The organism is Citrobacter sp. Cpo071 (assembly GCF_030332765.1).
In the GTDB taxonomy this organism is placed as follows: Bacteria; Pseudomonadota; Gammaproteobacteria; order Enterobacterales; family Enterobacteriaceae; genus Citrobacter; species Citrobacter portucalensis.
Map to the genome: position 1 here is coordinate 57,525 of NZ_JAOWHE010000077.1, position 16,741 is coordinate 74,265.

The window sequence follows — 16,741 nt, forward strand, 5'->3', positions numbered from 1 at the left end:
AGGTATACTCCTTTCCTGGTTTTTTTAATCACTGAGTCGGGAGTTGTTACCCCCCATGCAAGAAATTATGCAATTTGTTAGTCGCCACCCTGTATTGAGTATCGCCTGGATTGCGTTACTGGCGGCTGTATTATTTACCACGTTTAAGAGCCTGACTTCCAAAGTGAAGGTGATTACGCGCGGAGAAGCCACACGTCTCATCAATAAAGAAGACGCCGTTGTCGTGGATTTACGTCAGCGCGACGACTTCCGCAAAGGTCATATCGCTGGCTCCACTAACCTGCTGCCGAGCGAAATCAAAGCCAACAACTTTGGCGAACTGGAAAAACACAAAAACAAACCTGTTATTGTGGTTGATGGCTCAGGCATGCAGTGCCAGGATTCAGCAACTGCGCTGATCAAAGCCGGTTTTGAGCAGGTGTCTGTACTGAAAGATGGCGTAGCGGGCTGGAGTGGTGAGAATCTGCCACTGGTTCGCGGCAAGTAATTTACCCGTCTTCTTTCATGCCGCAGGGTAAAAAGAACACTGGAGAATAAGTCATGGCCAATATTGAGATCTATACCAAAGCAACCTGCCCGTTTTGCCATCGCGCAAAGGCGCTGTTAAACAGCAAAGGTGTGAGTTTCCAGGAGCTTCCGATTGACGGTGATACCGTGAAGCGTGAAGAAATGATCAAGCGCAGTGGCCGTACTACGGTTCCGCAGATTTTTATTGATGCACAGCACATTGGTGGTTGTGACGACTTGTATGCGTTGGATGCGCGTGGTGGACTGGATCCACTGCTGCGTTAAGGCGTACCGAAGTATTTAAAGGACAACACTAAAGGGTTTTCTCAACATGTCAGAACAAAATAACACTGAAATGGCTTTCCAGATCCAACGTATTTATACCAAGGATGTGTCTTTCGAAGCGCCAAATGCACCGCATGTTTTCCAGAAAGATTGGCAGCCAGAGGTTAAACTGGATCTTGATACCGCATCTACCCAACTGGCAGATGACGTGTATGAAGTAGTGCTGCGTGTCACCGTAACGGCTTCCCTGGGTGAAGAAACTGCGTTCCTGTGCGAAGTTCAGCAGGGCGGTATTTTCTCCATCAGTGGTATCGAAGGGACTCAGATGGCGCATTGCCTGGGCGCATACTGCCCGAACATTCTGTTCCCGTATGCCCGCGAATGCATCACCAGCCTGGTTTCACGCGGTACGTTCCCGCAACTGAACCTTGCGCCGGTCAACTTTGATGCGCTGTTCATGAACTATTTACAGCAGCAGGCTGGCGAAGGTACTGAAGAACATCAGGATGCCTGATGAACCAAAGTAATGCTTCAATGACTGTGATTGGTGCCGGCTCGTACGGCACCGCTCTTGCCATCACCCTGGCAAGAAATGGCCATCAGGTTGTCCTGTGGGGCCATGATCCTAAACATATCGCGACTCTCGAGCACGATCGCTGCAACGTCGCGTTCCTTCCTGATGTGCCTTTTCCCGACACGCTGCGCCTGGAAAGTGATTTAGCCACTGCACTGGCCGCCAGTCGTAATATTCTGGTGGTGGTGCCGAGCCACGTCTTTGGCGAAGTGCTGCGTAACATCAAACCATTGATGCGTCCTGACGCACGACTGGTCTGGGCGACAAAAGGTCTGGAAGCGGAAACAGGGCGTCTGCTGCAGGACGTCGCGCGTGAAGCGCTGGGGGACTCAATTCCACTGGCGGTTATTTCCGGCCCGACGTTCGCCAAAGAGCTGGCTGCGGGCATGCCGACGGCGATTTCTCTGGCCTCGACGGACGACACTTTTGCTGACGATCTCCAGCAGTTGCTGCACTGCGGCAAAAGCTTCCGCGTTTATAGCAACCCGGATTTCATTGGCGTGCAGCTTGGCGGCGCGGTGAAAAACGTCATTGCCATTGGTGCGGGGATGTCTGACGGCATCGGTTTTGGCGCGAATGCACGAACCGCGTTGATCACCCGTGGGCTGACCGAAATGTCTCGTCTTGGTGCGGCGCTGGGGGCCGATCCTGCCACCTTTATGGGGATGGCGGGTTTAGGCGATCTTGTGCTGACCTGTACCGACAACCAGTCGCGCAACCGTCGTTTTGGCATGATGCTCGGCCAGGGGATGGACGTGCAGGGTGCGCAGGACAAGATTGGCCAAGTGGTTGAAGGCTATCGCAATACGAAAGAAGTTCGTGAATTGGCGCACCGTTTTGGTGTTGAGATGCCAATAACCGAGGAAATTTATCAAGTATTGTATTGCGGAAAAAACGCGCGCGAGGCAGCATTGACGTTATTAGGCCGTGCACGCAAGGACGAGCTGAGTCGCCACTAGCTGTAAGGAACTGTTGAATATAACGACCCGATCCGCGAAGAACGGATCGGTCGTTTTGCTACCTTCTGGAGTACGCAATGCCGTGTGAAGAACTGGATATCGTCTGGAAAAACATTAAAGCGGAAGCCCGGGCACTGGCGGAATGTGAGCCAATGCTGGCCAGTTTTTACCACGCAACGCTGCTCAAGCATGAAAATCTCGGCAGTGCGCTAAGCTATATGCTGGCGAATAAACTCGCTTCTCCAATCATGCCCGCCATTGCGATTCGCGAAGTTGTAGAAGAGGCCTACGCGGCCGATCCTGAAATGATTGCCTCAGCGGCCTGCGATATTCAGGCAGTACGCACGCGTGACCCGGCTGTCGATAAATATTCCACTCCACTGCTGTATCTGAAGGGCTTTCATGCGCTTCAGGCCTACCGTATCGGTCACTGGCTGTGGCATCAGGGGCGTCAGGCGCTGGCGATCTTCCTGCAAAATCAGGTGTCCGTTACCTTCCAGGTAGACATTCATCCGGCGGCAAAAATTGGCCGTGGGATTATGCTCGATCACGCCACCGGTATTGTGGTGGGTGAAACCGCGGTGATTGAAAACGACGTCTCTATTCTGCAATCCGTCACGCTGGGTGGGACCGGTAAAGCCGGCGGTGACCGCCACCCGAAAATTCGTGAAGGGGTGATGATTGGCGCGGGAGCAAAAATTCTCGGCAACATTGAAGTCGGACGCGGCGCGAAGATTGGCGCAGGTTCGGTCGTGCTACAGCCCGTACCGCCGCATACCACCGCCGCAGGCGTACCGGCGCGCATCGTCGGTAAGCCAGACAGCGATAAGCCGTCTATGGATATGGATCAGCATTTCAACGGGATTCATCATACTTTCGAATACGGCGATGGAATCTGATTTCGAGCTATCTTACTTGTCATCTTGAACCCGGGCTGTGCTCGCCATCCTCACGTACTACGTGTACGCGCAGGTCGGCAAGCGCAGTCCGTGTCCAACCTGACTACGCCGATAACGCTCGAAAAATAACGGTAAATTCTTTCGTAGGTCGGATAAGGCGTCAGCCGCCATCCGACAAAAATCAACTACGCAATACCGCGCCAGGATAACCTAACTGGCGCCAGGCCTCATACACCACCACCGACACCGCATTCGACAGGTTCATGCTGCGACTGTCCGGCATCATCGGAATACGAATTTTTTGTTCGGCAGGCAGCGCGTCGAGGATGCTGGCTGGCAGACCGCGAGTTTCCGGGCCAAACATCAGATAATCCCCATCCTGATAGCTTACCGCGCTATGCGCTGGCGTACCTTTGGTGGTCAGGGCAAACAGACGTTGCGGATTTTCTGCGGCGACGAAGGCGGCGTAATCAGGGTGGCGTTGCACGGCGGCAAATTCATGGTAATCCAGCCCCGCGCGACGCAGGCGCTTGTCGTCCCAGGTAAAGCCCATTGGCTCAATAATATGCAGACGAAAGCCGGTGTTGGCGCAAAGGCGAATAATATTGCCGGTATTTGGCGGGATTTCTGGTTCGAATAAAACGATGTTTAGCATGCTGCCCCCTTAAGTACGGGGGGCAGAATAGCAGAAAGAGCCGGTACTATGCGACGGTCAGCGCGTGCGGTTTATAGCGTTGCAGCTTGTAAATCGTCGCGGCAGCGGCGACCAAAGCCGGAAGGCTGAGGAACATTAAGATACTGTCTGCCTGCCATTGCAGGGAAAGCAACTGGGCGCTCATCATCGTTCCGGCTACGCCGCCGAAGCGGCCCACGCCCTGCATCCAGGCAATGCCCGTTGCGCGGCAGTGGGTTGGATAAAACGTTGCAGCCAGCGTCTGTAGCCCGGACTGCGCGCCGTTCATGGTAATCCCCATCAGGAAGATCAGTGCGCCGAACAGGATGATATGGTTGTGTTCAAACCCGAGAGCGAGGGCAAACAGCATCGTCAGCATAAAGCCGAGTGATACCACTTTATGCGCTTCCCAACGGTCCATTAACCAACCGGCCAGCAGGATACCTGCGGTACCGCCGAAGGTAAACAGTGACGTCAGCCAGGCGGATTCAGCCAGCGGATAGCCCATGCCCAGCATCAGCGTTGGCATCCAGCTCAGCAGCACGTAATAGATAACCAGCCCCATAAAGTAGGTCGTCCAGAGCATCAGCGTGCCCGGCAGCCAGGGCATACTGAATAGCTGCGCCACGCTGCCTTTTTTGATCGTGACGCGGTCTTCATCCAGATAAAACTGAGTAACCTGTTCCAGATTTCCCGACATAAAACGTTGAGCAATGCGTTTAACCTGTGCCACCCCTTTACCGCGGTGAACCAGATACTTCACCGACTCCGGCAGGAACAGCACCAACAGTACGGTGAGGGCCAGCGGGGCGATCGCACCGGCAAGCAGAACACTGTGCCAGCCGTAATTGGGAATAAGCCAGGAGGAGATTACGCCGCCGCCCGCAGCGCCTAACGGAAAGCCGCAGTACATGGTGTTAATCGCCATTGAACGACAACGTTTCGGGGCGAATTCTGACACCAGGGTGATGGCGTTGGGCATTGCCGCGCCAAGTCCAAGTCCAGTGAGAAAACGCCAAAATGTGAGCATATTCAGGGTCTGGGCATAGGCGGTTCCCAGACTGGCGAGGCCAAAGAACAGACAGGAAAATACCAGGACACGCTTACGGCCCATACGATCGGAAATGGGTCCGGCGAGCAGGGCGCCAAATGACAGGCCTAATAGCGCGGCGCTTAACACCGGTCCGAGATCTTGCTTCTTGATGCCCCAGTCGGCTGAGAGCGTGGGAGCAATATAACCCATCGCCGCGGTATCGAAGCCGTCAATGGCTAAAACCAGAAATCCCAGGACAATAATGACCCAATGGAAGCGCGAAAAAGGACTGTCATCTATCGCCTGCTGGATATTCACTTTACCGGAATAAGCCATGTCACCCTCGCCCGTTATGATGGTTGTTATCTGTATAAATCGCTCTTGTATTAGCTTGTATATACATTTGGCAGGTGGATAAAAAGTTGTCAAATATATTGGTTGTAAATGTTAACTGGTCGTTATTTTTGCATAAAAAATGGCCGGGCTGAGAACAGGCCGACCATGCAGAAAACGCGATTTTACGGGGGAGAGTGTTACGCAGCGCTACCCTGGGCCAGAGGCGCTAATGCAGCAGGCAGGTTCTGACCCAGTTCCTGTACCAGCGAATCACGGCTGATTTCGCTAATCGATTTCGCCCCGGTAAGGGTCATTGCCACCTTCATCTCTTTCTCGATCAGATTCAGCAGATTCGCCACCCCGGCCTGACCGTGGGTGGCCAGCGCGTACAGATAAGCACGTCCCAGCAGAACACTATCCGCGCCCAGCGCAATCATACGTACGACGTCCAGACCGTTGCGGATCCCACTGTCTGCCAGAATGGTGATATCGCCTTTTACCGCATCGGCAATAGCGGGTAACGCGCGAGCTGAAGACAGCACGCCGTCTAACTGGCGACCACCGTGGTTAGAGACAACGATGCCGTCCGCACCAAAGCGTACGGCATCACGAGCATCTTCCGGATCGAGGATCCCTTTGATCACCATCGGACCGTCCCAGAATTCGCGGATCCACTCGAGGTCTTTCCAGGAAATTGACGGATCGAAGTTATTCGCCAGCCAGCCGATGTAATCCTCAAGACCGGTAGGTTTACCAAGATAAGTCGAGATATTGCCTAAATCATGTGGGCGACCGTTCAGGCCAACGTCCCATGCCCACTGTGGATGGGTGACTGCCTGCCAGTAGCGGCGCAGTGCGGCATTTGGGCCGCTCATCCCGGAATGGGCATCACGGTAGCGTGCGCCAGGGGTTGGCATATCGACGGTAAAGACCAGCGTAGAGCAGCCCGCCGCTTTGGCGCGCTCCAGCGCGTTGCGCATAAAGCCACGATCGCGCAGAACATATAACTGGAACCACATCGGACGTTTGATGGTTGGGGCGACTTCTTCAATCGGACATACGGATACCGTGGAAAGCGTAAACGGAATGCCTTTGGCATCAGCGGCGGCGGCGGCCTGAACTTCGCCCCGGCGCGCGTACATGCCGCACAGACCGACAGGTGCAAGGGCCACCGGCATGGAGAGCGTTTCGTTGAACAGCTTTGTCTCCAGGCTCAGGTCGGACATATTCTTCAGCACGCGCTGGCGCAGCGCCACCTCTGACAGGTCTGCCACGTTACGGCGCAGAGTGTGCTCTGCATACGCCCCTCCGTCTATATAGTGGAACAAGAAGGGGGGTAGGATGCGCTGGGCTGCGGCGCGATAGTCGCTGGCTGCTGAAATAATCATGTGTTGTTCTCCCTGCTATTCTCACCAGGGTCACCGGGTAGGCGCGTGATACGCGCCTGGCGGGCCTGATCTTCATCAAATCGTTTAATCGTGGTGTGGACAAAACTGAGGTGCGCCATCATTGCTTTACGCGCTCCGTCGGCATCTCCGGCAACAATCGCATCCAGGACGGCCTGATGCTGCGCCGTCAGTTGCGAAAATACGGGCGGCACAAGGTACATACGCTGACGGCTCTGTTTCACCGAAGACTGTAATACGTCGAAGAAACCGCGCATGGTCTGTAACAGCACCACGTTGTGCGAGGCTTCCGCAATGGCGAGATGAAAGCGAACGTCTGCCTGCGAGGCGAGATCTGGATCTTCGCTTTGTGTGGCCTCGAAACAGAGTCTGATCTTCTCTTTGTCGGCAGCAGTGGCACGCATAGCTGCATGCCAGGCGGTGCTGGCTTCGATGGCGTGGCGGGCTTCCAGAATATCGAAACTGTAATCAGGGTCGTCTGCCAGTAGAGTTTTCAGCGGCTGAACGATGTTTTGTTCAGACCATGCCTCATGCTGCCAGCGGATAAACGTCCCGCCGCCACGACGGCTAATCAACACGCCTTCGCTCACCAGTTTCGCCAGCGCCTCGCGCAGCGAGTTGCGCGATACGCCGAGCTGTACGGCCAGCTGGCGCTCAGCGGGCAACTTCATGCCCGCCTCCAGCTGTTGTTCTTCAATCAGCGCCCGCACACGAGATGCGACTTCGTCTGACAGGCGTCTGGGCATCACTATCATGGAATCATCCAGGTTAAGACATAGGCCTGCAGCGTGGTAATCACACCCACCATGCAGGTGAAAATCAGGCTGTGCTTCACGGTAAAGCGGAACAGATCAGACTCTTTCCCCACTAATCCCACTGCCGCACAGGCGATAGCGATAGATTGTGGAGAGATCATTTTGCCGGTCACGCCGCCGGTGGTATTTGCGGCCACCATCAGCACATCAGAAACGCCGATTTGCTGAGCGGCCGTGGCCTGCAGGGCGGCGAACAATGCGTTTGATGAGGTGTCGGACCCGGTCAGGAATACCCCCAGCCAGCCAAGGAACGGCGAGAAGAAGGTAAATGCGCTGCCGGTATGTGCCAGGGCCAGTGCCAGGGTGGATGAAAGCCCGGAGTAGTTAGAGATAAACGCGAACGCCAGCACCATCCCGATGGAGTAGATAGGCAGCGCCAGATCTTTCAGCGTGCTACCAAAGGTCTGCAGCGCAGCAGATGGCTTCATCTTCAGCCAGACGATAGATAGCAGGGCGGCAAACAGTATTGCGGTACCGGTCGCGGAGAACCAGTCAAATTTGTACACCGCCGCGTAGGCCGTGGCTTCGTGTACGACCGGCGGCATACGGGCAACCAGCTTGTCGAGGAACGGAACCGGAATGTTGACCACCCAGTGGTACATCGCGCCGCCTGGCGCAAACAGCGCTTTAAACGGCGGTATGCTCCACAGTGTGACGGTAGCTGTCAGGAACAGGAACGGTGACCAGGCGCGTACCACCTGTCCAGCGGTGAAGCGGGTGCGCGACAGATCCATATCGACCTGCGAAGCGCCCATATCGCCAAAACGGAAGATACGTACCGGCTGCCAGCGTTTCAGGAACAGCGTCAGACACACCAGTGAGACCAGAGAAGAGATGATATCCGGCAGTTCCGGCCCGATAAAGTTAGAGCTGAGGTACTGTGCGATAGCAAACGAGCCGCCAGCGACCATCACCGCAGGCCAGGTTTCTTTGACACCACGCCAGCCATCCATAATCGCCATAATCCAGAACAGCACGATAATGGTCAGGAACGGCAGCTGACGACCTACCATCTGGCCAATCTCGAAGCTGTCCAGTCCGGTAACCTGACCGGCGACCAGAATCGGAATGCCCATTGCGCCAAAAGCGACCGGCGCGGTATTTACGATCAGGCACAAACCTGCCGCATACAGCGGGTTAAAGCCAAGACCAACCAGCAGTGCGGCGGTAATCGCTACCGGAGCGCCAAAGCCTGCCGCTCCTTCGAGGAATGCCCCAAAGGAGAAACCAACAATCAGCATTTGCAGACGCTGGTCTGGGGTAATCGAGAGTATTGATGAGCGGATGATGTCGAACTGCCCGGTCTTCACCGAGATTTTATAGACGAATACCGCGGCGATAATGATCCAGGCAATTGGCCACAGACCGTAGAAGAAACCGTACACAACGGATGCCAGTGCGTGATCGACCGGCATTTTGTAGAACAGCAGGGCGACCGACAAAGCGATCACCACCGTCCATGACGCCGCAACATAGCCTTTCAGCTTGAGCTTAATCAGGGCGAAGAAAAAGAACAGGATAGGGAGCGATGCGATCAGGCTGGAAAGCCAGATATTACCGGCCGGGTCGTAGTTCTGTTGCCAGAGATTCATTGCAGGTCTCCTGGGGGCCGCTGACATAATGGAATGAGTCTTTGCTCAAATCTTCGTCACATTATGTGTAAAAGTGGCCCTGCCAATATTGTTGTGTAGGGGTAATGACAATGAATGGTTAATCAAATGTTATTTATTGGCAACGGTATTGTACGTACATTTTAATGAAATGTGAGGTGCTGGTAGGATCTGGCTAAAATTGGTAGGGCCAATTGAGGGGGGAATGAAGGACCGGGCAAGCGGATGTTGCCCGGTGGGAGATTAGAACTCGCTCTTCGCGAAGCCCGTCATCTCTTTCAGGCCCATTTCACGGCCAAGCTCGGTCATCGGGTGGACGACGATCAGGCCGCGCACGCTTTTCTTCAGTTTGCCCATGTCAGCCTGCTCTTTTTTGGTGATGGCCCGACGGAACGGAAGTTTTGTCAGCTTTTGCGCTTCTTTGCTCAGTTTCTGGCCGTGAACTTCACGCAGGCGTGCGATCTCGGCTTCCAGAGTTTCTTTCTCTTTTTCCAGCTCGGCGTATTTGTCGGCGGCTTCAACCAGGGACAGGTCTGCCTGCTGGTGGCGAATAGCGTCCAGACGATCGCTCAGGCGTTTAATTTCGTTTTTTTCGACTTCTTTCATAGGATAGCTTCTGATAAAAATAGGATGAATGCCCTATAGTATGCGCGCAGAGCGGGATTATTCACAACTGCTCGAAGATAAATAATCAAATACCGTAAGTATTAATTAGCTAATGATAATGTTATTACATTGATTAACAAGGAATTTTAAGCGATAAGATCGACCGTGGTGCTTTTTATTGGCGTGTTCGTGGTGAAGCACGTTTTCCTCAATATAAACACCCAACTGATCCTAAACTTAAATGATCAACCGCACAGGCTGAGCGCGGTTAATACATGGAGGAGGGAAGATTATGGCGAAAATAGGTGAGAACGTTTCAATCCTGATTGATAAAACTGTCGATTTTATGGCTTCAAGCCAGGCTTTTCGCGAATATTTGAATAAAACACCGCCGCGCAACGTTGTCCCTTCAGAAATACCGCAGGAAAACGCGCAGCTGTATCTGCAACGTCTGGCGTACTATCGGCAGCTGTATCGACCGCAGCAGGAAGAGAAATAAGCAAGCATCGTCTTATTTTTGAAAGGCTTTTTTTAAGCTGATTTTAGAAATCAGCTCGGTCAGGGAAAGGACCATGGTGGATCGTACCATCTGCTGGTAACGCTGGATCTGCATGGCATGCAAACCAGAGTCTGAGGTATCAAACTGGGGTGGCGGCGGGAGTGCCGTCACGCAGTGAAGTTCACCAAACGGTCCAAGAATTTCGTCGTCGGTGAATGCGTATTCGTTGCCGTCGTGATTCAGCTCCTCCCGCAGCGCCATCAGCAGCTCCGCATCTTCGTACTCCGGGCGACTGAGTACGCCCAGGCCGTAGATTAACTTCAGACGAACGGAAAGATCGCCCAACGGACCGTCGCCGTCTAGCAGCGGTTCTACGGCGTATTTCACCGCATAGTCGTCTTTGCGAAATACCTGAAGCACAAGGATATTCACCGCCTCGGTGAGCAGTTCTACGGCGGTGATGAGGAAGCTGCGTACGGTTTTGCCAGCATTCAGACGCTCAAGCACACGATTTTCAAAGGCCTGCGTTTGTTCCATTATTGCCTGCATATCTGACAATCTATTATTCAGGCGCAGGATATCCTGCGCCAGGTCCTGCATCATTTCTTTGCGTTATACGCGTTAACAGCCTCAAGCACGACATCACTATTGGCATCCAGCCCGGAAACTTGCGCCAGCGCGGCCTGTGGACCTTTTTCGTCAATCAGCGCGGCCAGTTCCTGTGCCTGCGGATCTTCTTCGCTGCGATAGTGCATCGCTGCCGCAATACCGGTAACCAGATTCGCATGCGGCAAACCATATTCCAGCGTACCCAGCAGCGGTTTAATCAGGCGGTCGCCTGCGCTCAGCTTACGCAGCGGCTGACGACCCACGCGCTCAACGTCATCTTTCAGATACGGGTTTTCAAAACGACCGAGGATTTTCTGAATGTATGCCGCATGTTTTGCTGCATCAAAGCCATAGCGTTTGATCAGTACCGCGCCGCTCTCTTCCATCGCACCTTTTACCACTGCGCGGATTTTCTCGTCGAGAATCGCGTCACGGATGGTCTGATGACCGGTCAATTTTCCGAGGTACGCGGTTATAGCATGCCCGGTGTTCAGCGTGAAGAGTTTACGTTCGACAAATGCCATCAGGTTATCAGTTAATTCCATTCCTGGGATATTTGGCAGTTCACCTTTGAACTGTGTTTTGTCGACAATCCACTCACTGAAGGTTTCGACGGTAACTTCCAGCGGATCGTTGGTTGCTGAAGCTGAAGGCGGAACAATGCGGTCCACGGCAGAATCGACAAAGCCAACATGTTCTTCAACCCAGGCTTTATCTTCATCTGCTAACGCGTTCATTACATGGCCTTTCAACTGGGTCGTTCCGCGCACCATGTTTTCACAAGCGATGATATTTAGTGGAGTAGCGATGCCCTGCGCCTTGCGTTTAACCAGTCCTTTGGCGATGGCTGGAGCGATACGCTCAAGTACAACCGGACCGACGGCGGTAGTGACTAAATCTACGTGGGCAATCAGTTCAACAACATCATCGCCGATGCTGCTTACAGCGTTGACGCCGGAGACGGTATCAACCTGCTCATTTTCACCCACGACATGAACCTGATAGCTATGACGGGCATTCAGGGCATCGAGCACGACCTGATTTACATCCGCGAACGTCAGCTGTATCCCCGCGTCCGCCAGCAGTTTGCCGATAAAGCCACGACCGATATTACCTGCGCCAAAATGTAATGCTTTCATAGTATTAACCTTCATTAATGTTTTTACCCAAGAGGGCTGGGGTGAGGCTTTTCCCTCAACCTAACCCTCTCCACAAGGGAGAGGATTTTGTAGGCCCGGTAAGCGTGAGCGCCACCGGGCAATAACGCTTACTTACGACCTGCCAGCAGTTCCAGAACTTCATCCACGCTGGTGGTATGGGCCAGACGTTCGATCACGGATTCATCATCCAGAGCGTTGGTCAGGCTGGTAATCACCTGGATGTGCTCGTTGTTACGCGCTGCGATACCAATAACCAGACGGGCAATATCGTCTTCTTCTTCACCGAAGCGAACGCCTTCCGGGTACTGGCAGAACACCACACCGGTTTTCAGCACGCGGTCTTTGGCTTCAACCGTACCGTGCGGTACTGCGATGGACTCACCCAGGTAAGTCGGGGTCAGTTTTTCGCGGTCCAGCATCGCCTCGACGTATTCTGGCTCAACGTAACCACCTTTCACCAGTTGCTCACCAGCAAAGCGAATCGCTTCTTCTTTGTTAGCCGCTTTACGGCCAAGGAAGATGTTCTCCGCACCCAGTTTGAACAGGTGGGTATCACCCTCTTCAAAGCTGTCTTTCAGGTGGTCGCGAACTTTCTCCTCGTTCACGTTGTGGCGCTGCGCAGCGACCAGACGTTCGGTCAGGTTGGAGTACAGACCGCTGTCGAGGAAGTTGGTCAGCGAAATGTGCTGTGCCTGAGGCACCTGGCGCATCGCGCGTTCGGTCAGGTCACGGTGGGTAATGACCAGATCCACATCCGGCGGCAGATTATTAATCGCGCTGTTAGTGACGGAAATCTGAGACAGCCCTGCATCCTGTACTTTCTTACGCAGTACGCCCGCACCCATGGCACTGGAACCCATACCGGCATCGCAGGCAACGATGATTTTACGCACATGGCTCAGGTCGTTGGTGACGTCGCCAGCCGCCAGCGGAGATGCGCCTTTGGATTCCGCTTTCATGTCGTGCATACGACGGGTTGCGGCATCAATGTCATCATCTTCTTTCACTTTGCTGGTTTTCAGCAGAATGGCTGAGACCACAAAGGAGACTGCCATAGCCGCACAGATAGCAGCGATGTTAGCGAAGTAAGCTCCCTTCGGTGTCATTGCCAGCACGGCCAGGATAGAACCCGGAGACGCCGGAGAAACCAGACCGCCGTTCAGGATAGTCAGGGTAAATACGCCAGTCATACCGCCGAGAATAACGGCCAGGATCAGGCGCGGGTTCATCAGCACGTACGGGAAGTAAATTTCGTGGATACCACCCAGGAAGTGGATGATAGCCGCGCCGCCTGCAGACTGCTTAGCGCTGCCGTGACCGAAGAACATGTACGCCAGCAGGACGCCCATACCCGGACCCGGGTTAGCTTCAATCAGGAAGAAGATGGATTTGCCCATCTCATGGGACTGCTGAATACCCAGCGGTGAGAAAATACCGTGGTTAATGGCGTTGTTGAGGAACAGGATTTTCGCCGGTTCAACGAAGATAGACGCCAGCGGCAGCATGTCATGGACAACCATGAAGTTAACGCCTGCCGCCAGAATTTTGGACAGTGCTTCAACCAATGGGCCAATGCCGAGGAATGCCAGAATGGCGAGGATCATACCGATGATGCCAGCGGAGAAGTTATTCACCAGCATCTCAAAACCGGATTTGATCTTACCGTCTACCCAGTTGTCGAAGTGTTTGATCGCCCAGCCGCCCAGTGGACCTGCAATCATCGCGCCGAGGAACATTGGCATGTCCGCACCGACGATAACGCCCATGGTGGTGATTGCACCAACTACGCCGCCACGCTCGCCGCCAACCAGTTTACCACCGGTATAACCGATCAGTAGCGGCAGCAGATAGGTGATCATCGGGCCGACCAGCTTCGCCAGCGTTTCGTTCGGCAACCACCCTGTCGGAATGAATAATGCGGTGATAATACCCCACGCGATAAACGCGCCGATATTTGGCATCACCATGTTGCTGAGGAATCGACCAAAGCTTTGCACCTTGATCTTAATATCGGATGACATAAAAACACCCCTTCTTATGTTTGCTATCACGCAGGCTGAAAGCCCGAGGTTTGTTAATGTAGCGGCAGGAGGTAGCCGGACCCTGTAGATACTGCGAAATCTGGCACTGAATCGTTCAACTGTCCAGTCGACGGCCTTTTATGTGACATTCGTCACGTAAATATAGGGTGTATGGCGTTAGTTAATGTGATTTTCATCACAAAATACCCGTACAAAAAAACATCGCAGTGCAATAATTCGCTGAAAATGAGGATTAAATGTGAAGTGGTTCACATTTTTTCTTTCCTTGTTTGTTGGATTTTTGTGATGTGAATCGCAAAGTATTTTCATCTGAAATTTATCAGATGTGATCTGCGGCAGGTTCTACCCCCGACATTTTTTATTGCAAAACAAAGCAATTTCTCACCAGAAAAAATATTTATTTTGTGGTATGGCAAAAACCCTTAACTCCAGTTATGTTCAAAACATCAGCCAGGGTGCATACGGCTGCCGGCATAAAAAAACTCTAATTAGTGTGAATTCGAGGCAGGTATGTTTCTAAATTATTTCGCGTTGGGCGTGCTGATTTTCGTATTTCTGGTTCTGTTTTATGGAATCATCGCCATCCACGATATCCCCTATAACATGGCTAAGAAGCGCAACCATCCCCATGCCGATGCCATCCATACTGCAGGATGGGTGAGCTTGTTCACTCTTCATGTTATTTGGCCGTTCCTGTGGATCTGGGCCACGCTCTACCAGCCTGAAAAGGGATGGGGAATGCAGTCACACATCACACCGACCGGAAAGGAGTCAGACCCTGAGATTGCCGCGCTGGCAGCGCGAATCACCCAGTTGGAAAAAAGACTGGATGGGGAGAAAAAAACCGATAACTCCACCTTTCCGGAGATTTAATCATGGATTTGTTGATAGTCCTGACCTATGTGGCCTTTGCCTGGGCCATCTTTAAAATATTCCGTATTCCGGTAAACCAATGGACGCTTGCTACCGCTGCATTAGGCGGGGTGTTCATTGTTGCGGGATTGATTTTATTAATGAACTATAACCACCCATATACCTTTACGGCGCAAAAAGCGGTTATTTCAATTCCGGTCACTCCGCAAGTCACAGGAATTGTTAGTGAGGTAACGGATAAAAATAATCAGCTAATTAAAAAAGGCGATGTGCTGTTTAAGCTCGATCCGGTACGGTATCAGGCGCGTGTCGACAGGCTGCAGGCTGATCTGGTTACCGCTACGCACAACATCGACAACCTGAAAGCACAGTTGTCGGAAGCGGTCGCCAATACCACCCGTGTATCTGCTGAACGTGACCGTCTGTATAAAGATTATCAACGCTATTTGAAAGGCAGTCAGGCGAAGGTTAACCCGTTCTCTGAAAGCGATATCGATAACGCCCGGCAAAACTATCTGGCACAGGATGCGCTGGTCAAAGGCTCGGTTGCAGAACAGACGCAGATTCAGAGCCAGTTAGACAGTATGGTCAACGGTGAGCAATCTCAGGTTGCGTCCCTACGTGCTCAGCTTGCCGAGGCTAAATACAATCTTGAACAGACGGTAGTTCGTGCGCCCAGCAACGGTTACGTGACGCAGGTGCTCATTCGCCCGGGGACTTACGCCGCCGCGTTGCCTCTGCGACCAGTTATGGTATTTATTCCTGAACAAAAACGGCAAATCGTGGCGCAATTTCGCCAGAACTCGCTGCTGCGCCTTAAACCAGGCGATGAAGCGGAAGTGGTGTTTAACGCGCTGCCTGGCCAGGTTTTCACCGGCAAGCTGACCAGTATTCTTCCGGTCGTTCCGGGCGGTTCTTATCAGGCGCAGGGCGCATTACAGTCCTTAACGGTGGTGCCGGGTACCGATGGCGTGCTGGCCACGATTGAGCTGGATCCGAATGCCGATGTGGATGCGCTGCCGGACGGTATCTATGCTCAGGTTGCAGTCTATTCCGACCATTTCGCCCACGTGTCGGTAATGCGTAAAGTACTGCTGCGCATGACCAGTTGGATGCATTACCTTTATTTGGATCATTGAGACTGCCATCACCTGCCATTTTCAGTGACCTGAGCCATACTAAGCGGTGTCCCACTATCGTTGGGCACCGCTTTTTTGTTGGCAAAAAGGACCCGGCATGAAACTCATTGGCAGCTATACCAGCCCTTTTGTGCGTAAAATTTCTATTCTGTTACTGGAAAAGGGCATCACCTTCGAATTTGTGAATGAACTCCCCTATAACGCGGATAGCGGCGTGGCGCGCTATAACCCGTTAGGTAAAGTACCCGCGTTGGTCACCGATGCGGGCGAGTATTGGTTTGATTCTCCTATCATCGCGGAATATATAGAGCTACTGGATATTGCACCAGCCATGCTGCCGCGTGATCCGCTGGCTGCGCTGAAGGTACGCCAGTTGGAAGCGTTGGCAGACGGCATTATGGATGCCGGTTTAGTTTCGGTGCGCGAACAGGCTCGCCCTGCCGCGCAGCAGTCAGAAACTGAATTATTACGTCAGCGTGAGAAGATCACCCGTAGTCTGGATGTGCTGGAAGGCTATCTGGCGGATGGTACGCTGAAAACGGATACGGTTAACCTGGCAACCATTGCGATTGCCTGCGCCGTCGGTTATCTCAATTTCCGTCGGGTTGCGCCCGGTTGGTGTGTTGACCGACCCCGTCTGGTCAAACTGGTGGAAACGCTCTTTCAACGCGAGAGTTTTGCCCGTACAGAACCGCCAAAGGCTTGATGCGTATTAT

18 protein-coding genes are annotated in these 16,741 nt (G+C 53.1%); 9 read left to right on the top strand and 9 right to left on the bottom strand.

Annotated features, from left to right (window positions below):
* Positions 1–55: 55 nt before the first annotated feature.
* From OGY09_RS09130 to cysE, 5 genes are all read left to right on the top strand, one after another.
* Positions 56–487: a rhodanese-like domain-containing protein gene (locus OGY09_RS09130; RefSeq protein ID WP_003024148.1), complete on the top strand. Its 432-nt coding sequence runs from the start codon at positions 56–58 to the stop codon at positions 485–487.
* Positions 488–540: 53 nt separating this feature from the next.
* Positions 541–792, top strand: coding sequence for a glutaredoxin 3 (grxC, locus tag OGY09_RS09135; RefSeq protein ID WP_032945356.1), 252 nt, complete (start codon positions 541–543; stop codon positions 790–792).
* Between the two features lie 46 nt (positions 793–838).
* Positions 839–1,306 (top strand): protein-export chaperone SecB, encoded by a 468-nt coding sequence (secB, locus tag OGY09_RS09140; RefSeq protein ID WP_003024155.1) that lies wholly within the window; start codon positions 839–841, stop codon positions 1,304–1,306.
* On the top strand, positions 1,306–2,325 hold the full coding sequence (gene gpsA, locus OGY09_RS09145) for an NAD(P)H-dependent glycerol-3-phosphate dehydrogenase (protein WP_008786462.1): 1,020 nt from the start codon (positions 1,306–1,308) through the stop codon (positions 2,323–2,325). Before secB ends, gpsA begins: the two co-directional genes overlap by 1 nt.
* Before the next feature lie 77 nt (positions 2,326–2,402).
* Positions 2,403–3,224, top strand: a complete 822-nt coding sequence (gene cysE / locus OGY09_RS09150; RefSeq protein ID WP_003024160.1) for a serine O-acetyltransferase — start codon at positions 2,403–2,405, stop codon at positions 3,222–3,224.
* Positions 3,225–3,405: 181 nt separating this feature from the next.
* Here the strand turns inward: cysE and trmL are convergent, their stop codons facing one another.
* The 6 genes from trmL to OGY09_RS09180 form a co-directional block, all read right to left on the bottom strand.
* Positions 3,406–3,879 carry a tRNA (uridine(34)/cytosine(34)/5-carboxymethylaminomethyluridine(34)-2'-O)-methyltransferase TrmL gene (trmL, locus tag OGY09_RS09155; RefSeq protein ID WP_032945354.1) on the bottom strand — a complete coding sequence of 158 codons (474 nt, stop codon included), beginning with the start codon at positions 3,877–3,879 and terminating at the stop codon, positions 3,406–3,408.
* A 46-nt stretch (positions 3,880–3,925) separates the two neighbouring features.
* Positions 3,926–5,266, bottom strand: coding sequence for an MFS transporter (locus tag OGY09_RS09160; RefSeq protein WP_032945353.1), 1,341 nt, complete (start codon positions 5,264–5,266; stop codon positions 3,926–3,928).
* A 197-nt stretch (positions 5,267–5,463) separates the two neighbouring features.
* A complete protein-coding gene (gene lldD, locus OGY09_RS09165) occupies positions 5,464–6,654 on the bottom strand; it encodes an FMN-dependent L-lactate dehydrogenase LldD (protein ID WP_032945351.1) in 1,191 nt (396 codons plus the stop codon).
* On the bottom strand, positions 6,651–7,427 hold the full coding sequence (gene lldR / locus OGY09_RS09170) for a transcriptional regulator LldR (protein WP_003024170.1): 777 nt from the start codon (positions 7,425–7,427) through the stop codon (positions 6,651–6,653). The genes lldD and lldR overlap by 4 nt, the downstream gene beginning before the upstream one ends.
* Positions 7,424–9,079, bottom strand: coding sequence for an L-lactate permease (gene lldP, locus OGY09_RS09175; protein WP_032945350.1), 1,656 nt, complete (start codon positions 9,077–9,079; stop codon positions 7,424–7,426). Before lldP ends, lldR begins: the two co-directional genes overlap by 4 nt.
* 261 nt (positions 9,080–9,340) lie before the next feature.
* Positions 9,341–9,703 carry a YibL family ribosome-associated protein gene (locus OGY09_RS09180; RefSeq protein WP_008786458.1) on the bottom strand — a complete coding sequence of 121 codons (363 nt, stop codon included), beginning with the start codon at positions 9,701–9,703 and terminating at the stop codon, positions 9,341–9,343.
* Between the two features lie 292 nt (positions 9,704–9,995).
* Here OGY09_RS09180 and OGY09_RS09185 point away from each other — a divergent pair, with 292 nt between their 5' ends.
* A complete protein-coding gene (locus OGY09_RS09185; RefSeq protein ID WP_032945348.1) occupies positions 9,996–10,202 on the top strand; it encodes a hypothetical protein in 207 nt (68 codons plus the stop codon).
* A 12-nt stretch (positions 10,203–10,214) separates the two neighbouring features.
* Here OGY09_RS09185 and mtlR read toward each other — a convergent pair whose 3' ends face one another.
* The 3 genes from mtlR to mtlA all read right to left on the bottom strand — a co-directional run bounded on the left by mtlR (position 10,215) and on the right by mtlA (position 13,992).
* On the bottom strand, positions 10,215–10,802 hold the full coding sequence (gene mtlR / locus OGY09_RS09190) for a mannitol operon repressor MtlR (protein WP_003024179.1): 588 nt from the start codon (positions 10,800–10,802) through the stop codon (positions 10,215–10,217).
* Positions 10,802–11,950, bottom strand: a complete 1,149-nt coding sequence (mtlD, locus tag OGY09_RS09195) for a mannitol-1-phosphate 5-dehydrogenase (RefSeq protein WP_020996057.1) — start codon at positions 11,948–11,950, stop codon at positions 10,802–10,804. Before mtlD ends, mtlR begins: the two co-directional genes overlap by 1 nt.
* A gap of 128 nt (positions 11,951–12,078) precedes the next feature.
* Entirely contained in the window at positions 12,079–13,992 is a 1,914-nt protein-coding gene (gene mtlA, locus OGY09_RS09200; protein ID WP_286590351.1) for a PTS mannitol transporter subunit IICBA, read from the bottom strand.
* A gap of 531 nt (positions 13,993–14,523) precedes the next feature.
* Here mtlA and OGY09_RS09205 point away from each other — a divergent pair.
* The 3 genes from OGY09_RS09205 (at position 14,524) to OGY09_RS09215 (ending at position 16,731) form a co-directional block, all read left to right on the top strand.
* On the top strand, positions 14,524–14,886 hold the full coding sequence (locus OGY09_RS09205; RefSeq protein WP_003827338.1) for a DUF3302 domain-containing protein: 363 nt from the start codon (positions 14,524–14,526) through the stop codon (positions 14,884–14,886).
* 2 nt (positions 14,887–14,888) lie between these two features.
* The gene (locus OGY09_RS09210) at positions 14,889–16,025 is read left to right on the top strand and encodes an HlyD family secretion protein (protein WP_008786454.1); all 1,137 of its coding nucleotides are present in this window, start codon (positions 14,889–14,891) and stop codon (positions 16,023–16,025) included.
* A 97-nt stretch (positions 16,026–16,122) separates the two neighbouring features.
* Complete coding sequence (locus OGY09_RS09215) at positions 16,123–16,731, top strand: glutathione S-transferase (protein WP_008786453.1); 609 nt, start codon at positions 16,123–16,125, stop codon at positions 16,729–16,731.
* The last annotated feature ends 10 nt before the right edge of the window (positions 16,732–16,741 follow it).

Coding starts and splice junctions, on each gene's coding strand:
- OGY09_RS09130 (WP_003024148.1), top strand. CDS start 56: ATGCAAGAAATTATGCAATTTGTTAGTCGCCACCCTGTATTGAGTATC.
- grxC (WP_032945356.1), top strand. CDS start 541: ATGGCCAATATTGAGATCTATACCAAAGCAACCTGCCCGTTTTGCCAT.
- secB (WP_003024155.1), top strand. CDS start 839: ATGTCAGAACAAAATAACACTGAAATGGCTTTCCAGATCCAACGTATT.
- gpsA (WP_008786462.1), top strand. CDS start 1,306: ATGAACCAAAGTAATGCTTCAATGACTGTGATTGGTGCCGGCTCGTAC.
- cysE (WP_003024160.1), top strand. CDS start 2,403: ATGCCGTGTGAAGAACTGGATATCGTCTGGAAAAACATTAAAGCGGAA.
- trmL (WP_032945354.1), bottom strand. CDS start 3,879: ATGCTAAACATCGTTTTATTCGAACCAGAAATCCCGCCAAATACCGGC.
- OGY09_RS09160 (WP_032945353.1), bottom strand. CDS start 5,266: ATGGCTTATTCCGGTAAAGTGAATATCCAGCAGGCGATAGATGACAGT.
- lldD (WP_032945351.1), bottom strand. CDS start 6,654: ATGATTATTTCAGCAGCCAGCGACTATCGCGCCGCAGCCCAGCGCATC.
- lldR (WP_003024170.1), bottom strand. CDS start 7,427: ATGATAGTGATGCCCAGACGCCTGTCAGACGAAGTCGCATCTCGTGTG.
- lldP (WP_032945350.1), bottom strand. CDS start 9,079: ATGAATCTCTGGCAACAGAACTACGACCCGGCCGGTAATATCTGGCTT.
- OGY09_RS09180 (WP_008786458.1), bottom strand. CDS start 9,703: ATGAAAGAAGTCGAAAAAAACGAAATTAAACGCCTGAGCGATCGTCTG.
- OGY09_RS09185 (WP_032945348.1), top strand. CDS start 9,996: ATGGCGAAAATAGGTGAGAACGTTTCAATCCTGATTGATAAAACTGTC.
- mtlR (WP_003024179.1), bottom strand. CDS start 10,802: ATGCAGGACCTGGCGCAGGATATCCTGCGCCTGAATAATAGATTGTCA.
- mtlD (WP_020996057.1), bottom strand. CDS start 11,950: ATGAAAGCATTACATTTTGGCGCAGGTAATATCGGTCGTGGCTTTATC.
- mtlA (WP_286590351.1), bottom strand. CDS start 13,992: ATGTCATCCGATATTAAGATCAAGGTGCAAAGCTTTGGTCGATTCCTC.
- OGY09_RS09205 (WP_003827338.1), top strand. CDS start 14,524: ATGTTTCTAAATTATTTCGCGTTGGGCGTGCTGATTTTCGTATTTCTG.
- OGY09_RS09210 (WP_008786454.1), top strand. CDS start 14,889: ATGGATTTGTTGATAGTCCTGACCTATGTGGCCTTTGCCTGGGCCATC.
- OGY09_RS09215 (WP_008786453.1), top strand. CDS start 16,123: ATGAAACTCATTGGCAGCTATACCAGCCCTTTTGTGCGTAAAATTTCT.